At 67.5% G+C, this 14,028-nt stretch carries 13 protein-coding genes; 4 read left to right on the forward strand and 9 right to left on the reverse strand.

Translation table 11 applies throughout. The features are described 5' to 3' along the window. Positions 1–70 precede the first annotated feature (70 nt). Entirely contained in the window at positions 71–676 is a 606-nt protein-coding gene (locus SLQ31_RS00705; protein WP_319428761.1) for a YqgE/AlgH family protein, read from the forward strand. Here SLQ31_RS00705 and SLQ31_RS00710 read toward each other — a convergent pair. From SLQ31_RS00710 to SLQ31_RS00720, 3 genes are read right to left on the reverse strand one after another with little or no spacing between them, the layout of a single operon-like run. Then, positions 663–1,649 (reverse strand): bile acid:sodium symporter family protein, encoded by a 987-nt coding sequence (locus SLQ31_RS00710; RefSeq protein WP_319428763.1) that lies wholly within the window; start codon positions 1,647–1,649, stop codon positions 663–665. The two genes, SLQ31_RS00705 and SLQ31_RS00710, sit on opposite strands and share 14 nt — an antisense overlap. A gap of 16 nt (positions 1,650–1,665) precedes the next feature. After that, on the reverse strand, positions 1,666–2,004 hold the full coding sequence (locus SLQ31_RS00715) for a hypothetical protein (RefSeq protein WP_319428765.1): 339 nt from the start codon (positions 2,002–2,004) through the stop codon (positions 1,666–1,668). A 23-nt stretch (positions 2,005–2,027) separates the two neighbouring features. Then, entirely contained in the window at positions 2,028–2,954 is a 927-nt protein-coding gene (locus SLQ31_RS00720; RefSeq protein ID WP_319428767.1) for an LpqN/LpqT family lipoprotein, read from the reverse strand. A gap of 253 nt (positions 2,955–3,207) precedes the next feature. On the opposite strand from SLQ31_RS00720, the gene leuS reads away from it, so the two are divergent. After that, complete coding sequence (gene leuS / locus SLQ31_RS00725) at positions 3,208–6,081, forward strand: leucine--tRNA ligase (protein WP_319428769.1); 2,874 nt, start codon at positions 3,208–3,210, stop codon at positions 6,079–6,081. Between the two features lie 48 nt (positions 6,082–6,129). Here the strand turns inward: leuS and SLQ31_RS00730 are convergent, their stop codons facing one another. Then, a complete protein-coding gene (locus SLQ31_RS00730) occupies positions 6,130–6,807 on the reverse strand; it encodes an SDR family oxidoreductase (protein WP_319428771.1) in 678 nt (225 codons plus the stop codon). A 53-nt stretch (positions 6,808–6,860) separates the two neighbouring features. Here SLQ31_RS00730 and ggh point away from each other — a divergent pair, with 53 nt between their 5' ends. Next, a complete protein-coding gene (ggh, locus tag SLQ31_RS00735; protein ID WP_319428773.1) occupies positions 6,861–8,198 on the forward strand; it encodes a glucosylglycerate hydrolase in 1,338 nt (445 codons plus the stop codon). Here the strand turns inward: ggh and SLQ31_RS00740 are convergent, their stop codons facing one another. The 4 genes from SLQ31_RS00740 to SLQ31_RS00755 all read right to left on the reverse strand — a co-directional run bounded on the left by SLQ31_RS00740 (position 8,199) and on the right by SLQ31_RS00755 (position 11,941). Beyond that, positions 8,199–8,657: a MarR family transcriptional regulator gene (locus tag SLQ31_RS00740; protein WP_319428774.1), complete on the reverse strand. Its 459-nt coding sequence runs from the start codon at positions 8,655–8,657 to the stop codon at positions 8,199–8,201. It abuts the gene before it with no gap. 61 nt (positions 8,658–8,718) lie between these two features. Continuing rightward, the gene (locus SLQ31_RS00745) at positions 8,719–9,459 is read right to left on the reverse strand and encodes an amino acid ABC transporter ATP-binding protein (RefSeq protein WP_319428775.1); all 741 of its coding nucleotides are present in this window, start codon (positions 9,457–9,459) and stop codon (positions 8,719–8,721) included. Beyond that, positions 9,459–11,231 (reverse strand): ABC transporter substrate-binding protein/permease, encoded by a 1,773-nt coding sequence (locus tag SLQ31_RS00750; protein ID WP_319428776.1) that lies wholly within the window; start codon positions 11,229–11,231, stop codon positions 9,459–9,461. The genes SLQ31_RS00745 and SLQ31_RS00750 overlap by 1 nt, the downstream gene beginning before the upstream one ends. A gap of 44 nt (positions 11,232–11,275) precedes the next feature. After that, complete coding sequence (locus SLQ31_RS00755; RefSeq protein ID WP_319428777.1) at positions 11,276–11,941, reverse strand: GntR family transcriptional regulator; 666 nt, start codon at positions 11,939–11,941, stop codon at positions 11,276–11,278. A 112-nt stretch (positions 11,942–12,053) separates the two neighbouring features. On the opposite strand from SLQ31_RS00755, the gene SLQ31_RS00760 reads away from it, so the two are divergent. Beyond that, positions 12,054–13,217 (forward strand): cytochrome P450, encoded by a 1,164-nt coding sequence (locus SLQ31_RS00760; RefSeq protein WP_319428779.1) that lies wholly within the window; start codon positions 12,054–12,056, stop codon positions 13,215–13,217. 10 nt (positions 13,218–13,227) lie between these two features. Here the strand turns inward: SLQ31_RS00760 and SLQ31_RS00765 are convergent, their stop codons facing one another. Beyond that, positions 13,228–14,013 carry an LLM class F420-dependent oxidoreductase gene (locus SLQ31_RS00765; protein ID WP_319428781.1) on the reverse strand — a complete coding sequence of 262 codons (786 nt, stop codon included), beginning with the start codon at positions 14,011–14,013 and terminating at the stop codon, positions 13,228–13,230. Positions 14,014–14,028: the final 15 nt, after the last annotated feature.

Consider the following 14,028-nt stretch of genomic DNA (forward strand, 5'->3'; position numbering starts at 1 on the left):
GCACCAACAGTACAAATATCCACACGTGCCCGTTACCGCAGCAACACCTCCGTGATGCCATGATGGTGGGGTGTCACAGCACGAGGACCCCGAAGACTTCGTGGCGCCTGCGGCCAACAGGGTGCGGCCCGGGACCCTGCTGCTGGCCAACACCGACCTGCTGGAGCCGACGTTTCGGCGCAGCGTGATCTACGTCGTCGAGCACAATGACGGCGGCACGCTGGGTGTGGTGCTCAACCGTCCCAGCGAGACCGCCGTCTACAACGTGTTGCCGCAGTGGGCGAAACTCGCCGCCAAGCCCAAGACCATGTTCATCGGCGGGCCGGTGAAACGGGACGCCGCGCTGTGCCTTGGCACGCTGCGCGTCGGTACCGATCCGCAGGGCATGCCCGGGCTGCGCCACGTGGCGGGCCGGATGGTGATGGTGGATCTCGACGCCGATCCCGACCTGATCGCCCCGGCCATCGAAGGGGTGCGGGTCTTCGCCGGCTACTCGGGCTGGACCATCGGCCAGTTGGAGGGCGAGATCGAGCGCGACGACTGGATTGTGTTGTCCGCGTTGCCTTCCGATGTACTGGTGGAGCAGCGGGTGGATCTGTGGTCGCGGGTGTTGCGGCGGCAGCCGCTGCCGCTGTCGTTGTTGGCCACCCACCCGATCGACGTCAACCGGAACTGATCTGCGCCGCGCCGCGGCCCAGCCGGCTGGCGATCACTGCGCAGACGAACAGCTGAATCTGGTGAAACAGCATCAGCGGCAACATGATCAGACCCACGGTGGCGGGCGGGAACAGCACCAGCGCCATCGGTAATCCAGAGGCCAGACTCTTCTTCGACCCGCAGAACAGCAGCACGATCGCGTCACCGCGATCGAGCCGGGCCAGCTTGCCGGTGATCCACGTGCACGCCAGCACGATGGCCAGCAACAGCGTGCTGACCGCCGCGACGGCCACCACCCGCCAGGGCTGCACACTGCTCCAGATGTGATCGACCATCCCCACTGAGAACGCGGCGTAGACGATCAACAGGATCGAGCCGCGGTCGACGACCTTGGTCAGCACCGCGTGCCGGGTTACCACCGGAGCCAGCCACGGCCGCAGCAGCTGGCCGACGACGAATGGCGCCAGCAGCTGCAACACGATGTCGAGCACCGCCGACCCGTCGACCCGTGGCGCCCCGCCGATCGGCATCAGCACCAGGACGAGAAGCGGGGTGAGCAGCACCCCGACGATGTTCGACAGCGAGGCACTGACGATTGCCGCAGGCACATGCCCGCGTGCCATCGAGGTGAAGGCGATCGAGGACTGCACCGTCGAGGGCACCAGGCAGAGGAACAGCAGACCGGCGTAGAGATCGTCGGTCAGCACCGACGGGACGAGCGCGCGGGCGGCCAGACCCAGCAGCGGGAACACGACGAACGTGGTCGCCAGCACCAGCAGGTGCAGTTTCCATTGCCGTACGCCGTGCCACGCCTGCTGCGGCGAGAGCCGCGCGCCGTACAGCAGGAACAGCAGGGCGATGACCACTTTGGTGGCCACCGAGAGCACGTCGGCCGCCGACCCGCGGGCGGGCAGCACGGTGGCCAGCGCGACCACGACGACGAGCAGCAGCAGGAACGTGTCGACGGAGAGCCGTGACAGCTGTGCCCGCATCAGGTCGTCGCGGGGCTCACTTGCAGGACAGCGTGCAGCTTGCGCAGCTGCCCGCGCAGCTGGCGGCGGCTTCGCGGCGCGCGGCGTACCGAGCGCCCTGCCAGGAGCCGGCGGCCACCGTTCCCACCGCGCCGAGCACGCAGACGATCACCACTGTCAGGGCCGTGTTCGCCGGCGCCGCCAGAGCGGCTGACCCGCCGGCGACCAGCATCACGGCGGCGGCCAGCTGCGTCGGCGCAACCGAGCGCAGTACCCGCGCGGTGACGTCGGCGGAGGCCGGCCGGGACAGCGTCCACAGGCCCGAGCCACCGATCAGGACGGCCATCAAGAGGCACACCACGCCGACGACGAACATGGGGCCACAATACGAGCCCGGGTTCAGTGTTGCGCGAGTGGATCCGCGGGAGCGGGGGGCGGGAACAGCGCCGCGAGGGGGTTCGCGGGGTCGGGCGGCGGGGGTGCGCCCGGCGCGGGCGGCGGAGGCGGCGGGGCGATCGGGGACGTGACCTTGAAGCCGTTCACGATGGCGTCGGTCGCGTCGGCGGTGGCGACCACCTGGTTGGCGGCGGTGGTCACGTACAGCGAGACCAGATAGCGGTCGGGTCCGGACTGGACGATGACGTGACGGCGCGAGGTGTTCAGCGTCATGTCGTTCTCGCGGTACGTGCCTTCGATGATCGACGACGGGAAGCCGTTGAAGTCGGCCATCGATGCGTCGGTCGCCTGCCAGGTCATCAGCTGCTGGCTGTCCAGGTAGCCGTGGGTGATGGCTTCCTTCGGGTCGAAGTTGCCCACCAGCTTGTAAACCTTCAGCTGGACGTTGGAGGTGTACAGCCCGTCACCGCCGAGGCGGTCGGCCAGCACGGTGAACGCGTCGGGCACATTCGGGTCGGGTACGACGCTCCAGCCGCGTGGCATGGGCAGCACCAGGTTGAGCCCGGTGAAGCCGGCCGCCTTCTGCGGCTCCATCTTCACGCCCTTGTCCTTGAAGTAGTCGGCGAGCGTGCCCGACGCAGCCGGGACCAGGGTTTCCGGCGCGGCGACCGGGACCGGCGCGGCGGCTTGCGGCAACACGGCCACCGGTGCGGCCTGCGGCACGGCGGCCACCTGTCCGGCGGCCGGGACGGCGTTGGCGGCGGCCACCTCGGGGGCGACGGTGACGGTCTGGGTGACGGTGACCGGGGCCGGCGGCATGGGAAGGATCGGATCAGCGGAGGCGCTGGCGCCGGTAAATCCGAGGACGGCGGCCGTACCTGCAGCCACACCACCAATTACCACCCGCCAGTTACGGGCAATCGTCATCATCGCAGCTGTCCTTCTCGACACATTCGGGCCAGGTGAGACCCTTGCCAGGGGCCGACTGTAACCACCTGCCGAGCCACGCGGATAGGGCTGGGACCGAGCTGGAACCAACCGTCGACCGCACTGCAATACAACCGATATCGCGTCGTTGCCTCGCCTGCGATGGGGGTCACAAACCGCTCCGGCGGGCCGCGGCGTCACAGTCCGCCGCAAAGGGGTGCAAAGCCTCGCGAGCGGCCCTTATACCCTGTGTGACGTGACCGAATCGCCGACCGCCGCAGTCTCGGACCCCGACGGCTCCGACAACGATGTGCCGCGGTACCGCTACACCGCCGAGCTGGCGGGGCGGATCGAGCGGGACTGGCAGGAGAACTGGCAATCGTGGGGCACGTTCAACGTGCCCAACCCGGTCGGCTCGCTGGCCCCCGCCGACGGTGCGGCCCTTCCCGACGACAAGATGTTCGTCCAGGACATGTTCCCCTACCCCTCGGGCGAGGGGCTGCATGTCGGACACCCGCTGGGCTACATCGCCACCGACGTCTACGCGCGCTACTTCCGGATGACCGGACGCAATGTGTTGCACGCGTTGGGCTTCGACGCCTTCGGCCTGCCTGCCGAGCAATACGCCATCCAAACCGGCACCCACCCTGCCATCCGCACCGAAGCCAACATCGTCAACTTCCGCCGTCAGCTGGGCCGGCTGGGGCTCGGGCACGATCAGCGCCGCAGCTTCTCGACCACCGACGTCGACTTCTACAAGTGGACGCAGTGGATCTTCCTGCAGATCTACAACGCCTGGTTCGACACCGATCAGAACAAGGCCCGGCCCATCGCTGAGCTGGTGGCCGAGTTCGACAGCGGCGCACGCAATCTCGACGACGGCCGGCAGTGGTCGACGTTGTCGGCGGGGGAGCGGGCCGACGTCATCGACGGCTACCGGCTGGTCTACCTGTCCGATTCGGTGGTGAACTGGTGCCCCGGGCTTGGCACCGTGCTGGCCAACGAGGAGGTCACCTCCGACGGCCGCAGCGAGCGGGGCAACTTTCCGGTGTTCCGGAAGCGGTTGCGGCAGTGGATGATGCGCATCACCGCCTACTCCGACCGGCTACTCGAGGACCTCGAGGTGCTGGACTGGCCGGAGAAGGTCAAGGCCATGCAGCGCAACTGGATCGGCCGCTCCACCGGCGCGTCGGTGCTGTTCGGTGCCGATGGCGCCGACATCGAGGTCTTCACCACCCGGCCGGACACTCTGTTCGGCGCAACCTACCTGGTGCTGGCCCCCGAGCACGAGCTGGTCGACACGTTGGCCGCCGCGCAGTGGCCCGATGGTGTGGATGCCCGGTGGACGTTCGGTGCGGCGACGCCGGCCGAGGCGGTGGCGGCCTATCGCGCGTCGGTCGCCGCGAAATCCGACCTGGAACGTCAGGAGAACAAGGTCAAGACCGGCGCGTTCATCGGCGCCTATGCGACCAATCCGGTGAACGGCCAACAGGTTCCGGTCTTCATCGCCGACTACGTCCTGGCCGGCTACGGCACCGGGGCGATCATGGCGGTGCCGAGTGGGGATCAGCGGGACTGGGAGTTCGCGACCGAGTTCGGGCTGCCGATCATCGAGGTGGTCACTGGTGGCGATGTCGCGGTGGCGGCCTACAACGGTGACGGAACGCTGGTGAACTCGGGCTACCTCGACGGCCTGAACGTGGCGGACGCCAAGAGGGCGATCACCGAGCGGCTGGAGACCGACGGTCGCGGCCGCGCCCGCGTCGAATACAAGCTTCGGGATTGGCTTTTCGCGCGGCAGCGGTACTGGGGTGAGCCGTTCCCGATCGTGTACGACGCGGACGGGCGAGCACATCCGTTGCCCGATGCGGCGCTGCCGGTGGAGCTGCCCGACATCGCCGACTACTCGCCTGTGTCGTTCGACCCCGACGATGCCGGCAGCGAGCCGTCGCCGCCGCTGAACAAGGCCACCGAATGGGTGCACGTCGAGCTGGACCTGGGCGACGGCCTGCAGCCCTACACCCGCGACACCAACGTGATGCCGCAGTGGGCCGGCAGCTCGTGGTACGAGCTGCGCTACACCGATCCGCACAACGCAGAAGAGTTCTGCGCCAAGGAGAACGAGGCCTACTGGATGGGTCCGCGCCCGGCCGAACACGGCCCGGCCGATCCCGGCGGGGTGGACCTGTACGTCGGTGGTGTGGAGCACGCGGTGTTGCACCTGCTGTATTGCCGCTTCTGGCACAAGGTTCTTCACGACCTGGGCTACGTCACGTCGCGGGAGCCGTACCGCCGCTTGATGAATCAGGGCTATATCCAGGCGTTCGCCTACACCGATTCCCGCGGCGCCTACGTCCCGGCCGCGGACGTCGTCGACCGCGACGGCAAGTTCTTCCTGCCCGGCCCCGACGGTGAGATAGAGGTCTTCCAGGAGTTCGGCAAGATCGGCAAGAGCCTGAAGAACTCGATCTCTCCCGACGAGATCTGCGATGGCTACGGCGCCGACACCCTTCGGGTCTACGAGATGTCGATGGGCCCGCTGGAGGCGTCGCGGCCGTGGGCGACCAAGGACGTCGTCGGCGCTTATCGGTTCCTGCAGCGGGTGTGGCGCCTGTTGGTCGACGAATCTACCGGCGAAGCAAGGGTTTCCGAGCATGAAGCGTTGGACGAGGACACTCTGCGGCTGCTGCACCGGACGATCGCGGGAGTGTCGGATGACTACGCGAGCCTGCGCAACAACACCGCTGCGGCCAAACTCATCGAGTACACCAACCACCTCACCAAGGAGGGCATCAGCGCTCGCGCTGCGCTGGAGCCGCTGGTGCTGATGGTGGCGCCGCTTTCGCCGCACCTGGCCGAGGAGCTTTGGCAACGGCTGGGCCACCCGAAGTCGTTGGCGCACGGCCCCTTCCCGCTCGCCGACCCGCAGTATCTGGTGACCGACACCGTCGAATACCCCGTGCAGGTCAACGGCAAGGTCCGCGGCCGCATCACCGTCGGGGCCGACGCCGACAAGGCCAGCCTCGAGGCGGCCGCGCTGGCCGACGAGAAGGTGCAGGCGTTCCTGGCCGGTGCCACCCCGAAGAAGGTCATCGTGGTGCCGGGCCGGCTGGTCAACCTCGTCGTCTAGCGATTTCGGCGCGCTTTCGTTCGCTCAGCGGCGGAAATCGCGCCGAAATCACCCGATCCGGCCGCGCTGCCGGACCACGACCTGATGGGTGTGTGCGTCGGGCGGCGTGGCGATCACGTCGGCAACGATCCGCGCCACGGTCTCGGCCTTGAGATAGTTCGCCGGGTCGTACTGCCCGCCCTCGTAGGCGACCAGATCCTCCTGCATCTCGGTGGCGACCCGGCCGGGGTGCACGCTGGTGACCCGCAGACTGGGCTCGTCGGCGCGCAATGAGTCGGCGAACGCCCGCTGCGCGAACTTGCTCGCCGAATACGCCGCCAGCCCGGGCGAGGCGTTGAGTCCTGCGCCGGAGTTGATGAAGACGACCTGCCCGCGGGCCGCTCGCAGCGCGGGGAGTAGCGCCAGCGTGAGGGCGACCGGACCGGTCACGTTCACCTCGAAGCAGGCCCGCCACTGCTCGGGTATCGACTCGTCGAACCGCCCCGGATGGGCAACGCCCGCGTTGTGGACCAGCACATCCAGCTCGACCAGCGGCTCGGCGGCGGCCTCGATGCCGTCTTGGTCGGTGAGGTCCAACGGCCAGGTGGTGGCCCCGAGACGGGCGGCGACGGCGTCGAGCCGGTCGGACGGCCGGCCCGCCAGTAGCAGCGTGTGGGTGGGCGCCAGCGCCTCGGCGATCGCCGAGCCGATACCGCCGCCGGCACCCGTAATCAACGCTGTTGGCATGCGCGTAACCCTACCGACCTGCGATTCCCAGGCGCGAGACGCAGAATGAACCCGTGGCAGACCCGAGTTTCGGCCCGACGCAGCTGGCGGCCCGCGCCGCCTACCTCCTGCGCGGTAACGACCTGGGCGTGATGACGTCCGCCGCTCCGCTGCTGTACCCGCACATGTGGAGCTGGGATGCCGCGTTCGTCGCCGTCGGCCTGGCCCCGCTGAGCGTCGAACGTGCCGTCGTCGAACTCGACACGCTGCTGTCGGCGCAGTGGACCAACGGGATGATCCCGCACATCGTGTTCGCCAACGGAGTCGACGGATACTTCCCCGGTCCGGCCCGCTGGGCCACCTCGGCGCTGGCGGCCCACGCCCCGCGCACCCGGCACACCTCGGGGATCACTCAGCCGCCGGTGCATGCGATCGCGGTGCAGCGCATCCTCGACCGAGCGCGCACCAGGGGCCGTTCGACAAGGGCTGTTGCCGAGGCGTTCCTGGACCGCCGGTGGGCGGATCTGGTGCGCTGGCATCGTTGGCTGGCCGAAGCTCGCGATCAGGACGAGCATGGCCGCATCACCCTGTACCACGGTTGGGAGTCCGGGATGGACAACTCCCCGCGGTGGGATTCCGCCTACGCCAACGTGATTCCCGGGCCCATCCCGGAGTATCAGCGCGAGGACAACCACATCGTCACCGACGCCAGCCAACGTCCGTCGGACACCGAGTACGACCGCTATCTGTGGTTGCTCGAGGAGATGAAGTCCGTTCGCTACGACGACGATCTGCTGCCCAAGGTGATGAGCTTCGCCGTTGAGGACGTCTTCGTTTCGGCGATCTTCTCGGTGGCGTGTGACGTGCTGGCCAACATCGGCGAGGACTACAAGCGGCCGAATGCCGATGTGCGCGACCTGTATTCGTGGGCCGAGCGGTTCCGCACCGGCGTTGTCGAGACGGCCGATGGAAGGACCGGAGCGGCAAGGGATTTCGACCTCAGAACCGGCAAGTGGATTGCGACGGAGACCGCCGCGCAATTCGCCCCGCTGTTGTGTGGCGGGCTGCCGCACGACCGTGAGCGGGCACTGCTGCGAATGCTGGAGGGCCCGCGGTTCTGCGGCCATCCGGATCTGAAGTACTCGGTGATCCCGTCGACGTCACCGGTTTCCAAGGACTTCCGGCCCCGCGAGTACTGGCGCGGCCCGGTCTGGCCGGTGCTGACGTGGCTCTTCTCGTGGGCGTTCGCCCGCCGGGGATGGTCGGAACGGTCTCTGTTGCTTCGCCAAGAAGGACTGCGACAGGCCAGCGACGGCACCTTCGCCGAATACTACGAACCGTTCACCGGCGAGCCGCTCGGCAGCATGCAACAGTCCTGGACCGCCGCCGCCGTCCTGGATTGGTTGGGCTAATTAAGTTTCGGCCCGCTCGGCCAGCCGCTCCAACGGCCGAAGCGCCTTGGCCAAGGTGTCGCGTTCCTCGTCGGTCAGCTTCGACAGCAGGGCCGCCAGACTCGCCCGCCGCACGGCCAGCGCCTCGCGGTGCTGCACCAGTCCCTGCGGGGTGACCTCGACCAGAACAGCACGCAGGTCAGAAGGATCCCGCGAGCGCTTGACCAGGCCAAGCTTCTCCAGACGACGGATCGCCACGGTGGTGGTCGGGGTGCGCACCCGCTCGTGCGCAGCCAGCTCGGTCATTCGGATCGGACCCTGGTCGAGCAGGGTCAGCAGGATCGACAGCTGGGCAAGCGTGAGGTCCGCGCCGGCGGTACTGGTTTTGTGGTCGGCGCGGCGCAAGACCGAAAACAGCTTGGAGAGGACCCGCTGCAGGTCACCAGACAGGTCGGTGACCTGCGACTCGGCCTCAATCATAGTTCGCTAGTCTAACCTGTGCGTGACCGTCAACCGCGAGTTATGCCGTTTTCGCACGCAATTACAGAACTTGGGACAGGAACCGCTGCAGCCGGTCGGTCTCGGCGGCGGTGAATATCTGGTCCGGTGGGCCGGATTCGACCACCTTGCCGTGGTCCATGAACACCACCGAATCCGCCGTCGAGCGGGCGAATCCCATCTCGTGGGTGACCACCACCATCGTCATCCCGTCCGATCCGAGTTCGGCGATCAGCGCCAGGATTCCCTTGACCAGCTCGGGATCCAGCGCCGAGGTGGCCTCGTCGAAGAACATCACCTGCGGGGCCATCGCCAATGCCCGGGCGATGGCGACCCGCTGCTGCTGCCCGCCGGACAAGGTGGCCGGCCGCACTTCGGCCTTGTGCCGCAACCCGACCCGCTCGAGCTGGGCCAGCGCCAGCTCCCGGGACTCGTCGGCGGACAACCGCTTGAGCTTGCGAGGCCCCAGGGCGACGTTGTCCACCACACTGCGATGCGGGAAGAGGTTGAACTGCTGGAACACCATGCCGATGCGCTGACGGAGCTTGTCGGGATCGTCGCGCAACACCGACTTGCCGTCGAGCAGGATGTCACCGCGATCGGGTTCGTAGAGCCGGTTCAGCGTGCGCAGCAGCGTCGACTTGCCCGACCCCGATGGACCGATGACTGCCGATGTGCTGCCGGCGGGTACCTCGAGGTCAACCCCGCGCAGCACCGAGTTCGCACCAAGCGTCAGGTGAATATCGTTGGCCGCCAACGACACCGGTTCAACTGCCGCGGCCATCACACCATCTCCTGGCTCGTGGTATTCGGATCGAGCGGGTCTTCGTCGGCCGCCGTCCGCCCGCGGCGCAGCCGGGTGTCGATGAAGTTCACCAGGTGGGTCAGCGGAATCGTCAGCAACAGATAGAACAGCCCGGCCGCCACCAACGGCGACAGGTTTCCGGTCTGGGCGTTGAGATCACGGCCCACCTGGAACAGCTCACGCTGGCTGGCCACCAGGCCCAGGAAGTACACCAGCGACGAGGCTTTCAGCAGCGAGATGAATTGATTCACCAACGCGGGCAGGACCCGTCGCACCCCCTGCGGCACGACCACCAACCGCATCGAGGAGGTGTAACTGAACCCGAGCGCGCGGGAGGCTTCCATCTGCCCGGCATCCACACTCTGGATGCCGGAGCGGAAGATCTCGCCGATGTAGGCGGCGGCCATCAGCCCGAGCGCGGCGATGCCCAGCGGGTAGGGGTCATTTCCGGTCAGCTGGCCGACAATCGGCCCGACACCCAGACCGATCAGCAGGATGATCACCACCTCCGGCAGCCCGCGGAAGATGTCGGTGTAGATCCGGGCCGGCCAGCGCAGCCACCGCGAGCGGGAGATCCCGGCCACGGCCAGCCCCATCCCGAGCACCAGCCCGATGACGGCGGCACTGACCGTCAGCAGCAGGGTGTTGGGCAGCCCGGTCGTCAGCAGATCGGGGATGGCTTTCTTGTACAGCTCCCAATCCAGGAAGGACTCGCGCAGCTGGGTAAGCACCGATTTCGGCGCCCGCGCGGTTTCGGCCGGCTTCTGCTGGGCGGCGGCGATCACGGCGAAGTCGGGCAGCTGCGGCACCGGCGCGGCCTTGGAACCCGGTTTCCAGCCCGGCGGCAACGCCCGCGGCACCCAGTCGGAGTACAGCTTCGACCAGGTGCCGTCGGCGATGACGGCATCCAGCCCGGCATTGAGCGCGTCGATGAGCGGCTTGTTCTCCTTTGCCACCGCGTAGGCGACGAAATTGTCCAAGCTGAACGTGTTTTCGACGATCTGTGCGGGATCACCCGGCTGCACGGTGCCCTGCGCCTGCTGGGACGGCGCCACCCACGCGTCGATCTGGCGGGTCTTCAGGCTGGCGTAGACCGTGTTGTAGTCGGGGAACTTCACCGGCTGCAAATGCAGCGTGTCGACGAGGTAGGCCTCCTGCACGGTGCCCTGCACCACCCCGATGCGTTGGCCGGGCCCGAGCTTGTCGAACCCGGTGATCGGCGAACCGGACGGGACGACCAGGGAGAAATAGCCGAAGTCGTAGCCGTTGGTGAAGCCGACGGTGCGCCGGCGCGCGTCGGTGGTGGTGATCGAGGACGACCCGACGTCGAACCGCCGGGCGGCCACCTGGGCGAGCAGGCCGGAGAACTCGGTGCCCACGAAGGTGACCTTCAGACCGAGCTTGTCGGCGATCGCGCGAAGGAGTTCGTTGTCGAACCCGGTGAACTGACCCTTGGAGTCGATGCAGATGCTCGGCGGCGCATCCGACAGCGTGCCGACGGTCAGCGTGCCGGGGGTGGTCAGTCCGAGCGCGTCGCGGTTGACCGCGGTGAGTGGCTCGGTGGTGGCGGTGGTGTATTTGTCCTCGGCGGGCCCCTTGGCCGCGGCCGCCAGGTTGGTGGGCAATGCGCTGGCCGACTCCACACCCGGGGGTGCGCACTGGTCGGCGCCCGCGGGCGCGGCGGCAACCAATCCGAAGATCATCAGCAGGACCGTCAGCATCGCCGCGAACCGACTCGAGTGAAAAGTCATCATTAGAAAGGTACTGCCGGCGGCACTCCGGGCACGGCTTGTGCTCAAACGGAATCCAAGTCGGCGAAGACCCCGCGGCGGCGCAGCTCGACGGTCAGCACGTCGGCCATCAGGTCGGTGCGGTCCAGGCAGGCTTGGCGCGCCGCGGCCGGGTCACGTCGGCTGATGGCGGCGAATTCGGTCTCGTACAGCGGCATCAGCTGCTCCGGGCTGTCGGGGTGGGTGGCCCAGAACTCTTGCGGCATGAAGCTGCGCGACGCGCTGACGGAGGCCTTCAGCCGCGGGCCGGCGTATTCGTCGACGAGGATGTCCCGGAACACGTTGGCGCCGTCGAGGTACTCCCGGGGACCGGGCGCGGCGCGCATGATCGCCATCGCCTGTTCGAGTGCGTCGAGCACCTTCTGCTGCGGGTTGGTCGCGGCTCGGGCGGACACCGCGCCGGTCAGCAGGCCGTGCACCTCGTGGTGTTCGCGCAGGATGTCGGCGTCGAAGCGATGGACGAACGCGCCGCGGTGATAGCGCGACTCCAGGATGCCGTCGTGTTCGAGTTGGACCAGGGCTTCTTGCACCGGGACCCGGCTCAAGCCGAGGGTTGCGGCGATCTCATTGCGGTCCACTCGATCGTCCGACCGCAGCCGGCCGGTGAGAAGCAGGTCGAGGACATGCGCGACGACCAAGTCCTTCTCTTTGATCCCATAGCGTTTGGGCATCGCTCTCTCCGCGCCGTGTCGGACACGTACTTGCGGGCAATCTTCCCGGTTTCCGGCGCGGATCTCGCTGAATCTCCGGTAACGAGACTGTGAGTCTCGTTACGCTCCGGTGATGACGACGACGGAACTGCCCGAGACGTACTACGCGGACACCCCGATGCGCAGCGGTCGCGTCGCGGCCGTGGAACATCTGCAACGGCCGGGGCCGGTTTACCGGGTCGGCGGCATGTGGATGATCACCAGTTATGAGGGCGTCCGCTACGCCCAGACGCATCCAGACCTGTTCTCGTCGGCGAAAGCCTTCGACGGGATCGTGAACATGATTCAGATGATCCCGATCGCGATCGATCCGCCCAAGCACGCCGACTACCGGCGGGTCCTCGACCCGATGTTCGGGCCCAGACGGATGGAGGCGATGGACGGTGATCTGCGTGCGCAGCTGCGGGGGCACATCGATGCGTTCGCCCCACTCGGGCGGTGCGACGTCGTCGCGGACCTGTCCTACAAGTTTCCCACCCAGGCGATCCTGACTCTGTTCGGGTTGCCGCTGGAACACCTCCCCAAATTCCTGGAATGGGTGACCGGCATCATCAAGGGTTCCGATATCGCGTCGTTGGGTCAGAACCAGCCCCAGCACGTGATCGATTGCGCGATGGCACTTTTCGGCTTCCTCGCCGAGCAGCTCGAGATCAAACGCACCCACCGCGGCGACGACATGCTCAGCAACATCCTGGCCCTCGATGGCGACGAAGCCTGGACCGACGCCGAGATCCTGGGCCTGTGCTTCCTGATCATCCTGGCCGGGCTCGACACCGTTACCGGGGCCATCGGGTTCTCCTTGCTCGCCCTGGCCAATGATCCGCGGCTGCGTCACCGGCTGATCGCCGACGCCTCTCTCATCCCGCCGTTCATCGAAGAGATGCTGCGCCTCGACGGCCCGGTGCCCGGGGTACCTCGCGTCACGACCGCCGACGTCGAGGTCGATGGCGTGCACATCCCGGCGAACTCGCACGTCATGCTGATGCTCTTCACCGCCAATCGTGAAGGCCCGCATGCCCACGGGATGGACCTGACCACCAAGCCCACCCACCTCGCCTTCGGCGGCGGCATTCACCGGTGCCTGGGCTCGCACCTGGCCCGCCGCGAGCTGCGGCTGACCATCGAGGAGTTCCACGCGCGCATCCCGGATTACCGGTTGGCCGGCGAGGCCACTGTGTTGTGGCCCGCCGGCACGTTCGGCCTGGAGTCGCTGCCGCTGGAATTCGACCCCTGCTAGCGGCTCTAGCTCAGCGGTTGTCGCGCCAGCGGATCAAGGTCTCGGCCGGGCCGAGGTTGTAGTCGGGCCCGTCGGTGCCGACGGTCAGCAGTGTCACGCCCAGGCCGGCCAGCGCTTCGGCACTGGCGATGATGGCGTCGGGGTCGCGGCCCTCCACTCCCGAGGACCGTTCGATGCTGGCCGCATCGCGGCCCACATCGGAGCAATGCCGATCCAGCACCTCGGCCTTGATCGGGTAGGTCTCGGCGTTGGTGAACCCATGCCAGATGTCGCCGTGCTCGGCGACCAGGCGCAGGGTCTTGCGCTCACCCTGACCGCCGATGAGGATCGGGATCTCCCGCGTCGGGGCCGGGTTCAGCTTGGCCAAGCGGGATTTGATGCGCGGCAGCGCACCGGCCAGATCGTCGAGCCGGCTACCGACGGTGCCGAAGTCGTAGCCGTACTCGTCGTAGTCCTTCTGCTTCCAGCCCGACCCGATGCCCAAGATCAGCCGGCCGCCCGAGATGTGGTCGACGGTGCGGGCCATGTCGGCGAGTAACTCCGGATTGCGGTAGGAGTTACACGAGACGAGGGCGCCGATCTCGACGCGGGAGGTCTGTTCGGCCCAGGCGCCCAGCATGGTCCAGCACTCGTAGTGAGCGCCCTCGGGATCACCGTAAAGCGGGAAGAAATGATCCCAGTTGAAGACGACGTCGACGCCGATGTCCTCACAGCGCCGGACGGCATCGCGGATCTGGTTGTAGTCAGTGGAATGCTGCGGCTGCAGTTGCACGCCGATGCGAATGGGAAAGGTCACGCTTCAACCGTACGT

The sequence above is a fragment of the Mycobacterium sp. RTGN5 genome, assembly GCF_033804465.1.
GTDB lineage: Bacteria > Actinomycetota > Actinomycetes > Mycobacteriales > Mycobacteriaceae > Mycobacterium.

Excerpts from the sequence above, each read along its gene's own strand:
- SLQ31_RS00720 (WP_319428767.1), bottom strand. The coding sequence starts at position 2,954 with ATGATGACGATTGCCCGTAACTGGCGGGTGGTAATTGGTGGTGTGGCT.
- SLQ31_RS00710 (WP_319428763.1), bottom strand. The coding sequence starts at position 1,649 with ATGCGGGCACAGCTGTCACGGCTCTCCGTCGACACGTTCCTGCTGCTG.
- SLQ31_RS00745 (WP_319428775.1), bottom strand. The coding sequence starts at position 9,459 with ATGGCCGCGGCAGTTGAACCGGTGTCGTTGGCGGCCAACGATATTCAC.
- SLQ31_RS00755 (WP_319428777.1), bottom strand. The coding sequence starts at position 11,941 with ATGCCCAAACGCTATGGGATCAAAGAGAAGGACTTGGTCGTCGCGCAT.
- SLQ31_RS00760 (WP_319428779.1), top strand. The coding sequence starts at position 12,054 with ATGACGACGACGGAACTGCCCGAGACGTACTACGCGGACACCCCGATG.
- SLQ31_RS00730 (WP_319428771.1), bottom strand. The coding sequence starts at position 6,807 with ATGCCAACAGCGTTGATTACGGGTGCCGGCGGCGGTATCGGCTCGGCG.
- SLQ31_RS00750 (WP_319428776.1), bottom strand. The coding sequence starts at position 11,231 with ATGACTTTTCACTCGAGTCGGTTCGCGGCGATGCTGACGGTCCTGCTG.
- SLQ31_RS00740 (WP_319428774.1), bottom strand. The coding sequence starts at position 8,657 with ATGATTGAGGCCGAGTCGCAGGTCACCGACCTGTCTGGTGACCTGCAG.
- SLQ31_RS00715 (WP_319428765.1), bottom strand. The coding sequence starts at position 2,004 with ATGTTCGTCGTCGGCGTGGTGTGCCTCTTGATGGCCGTCCTGATCGGT.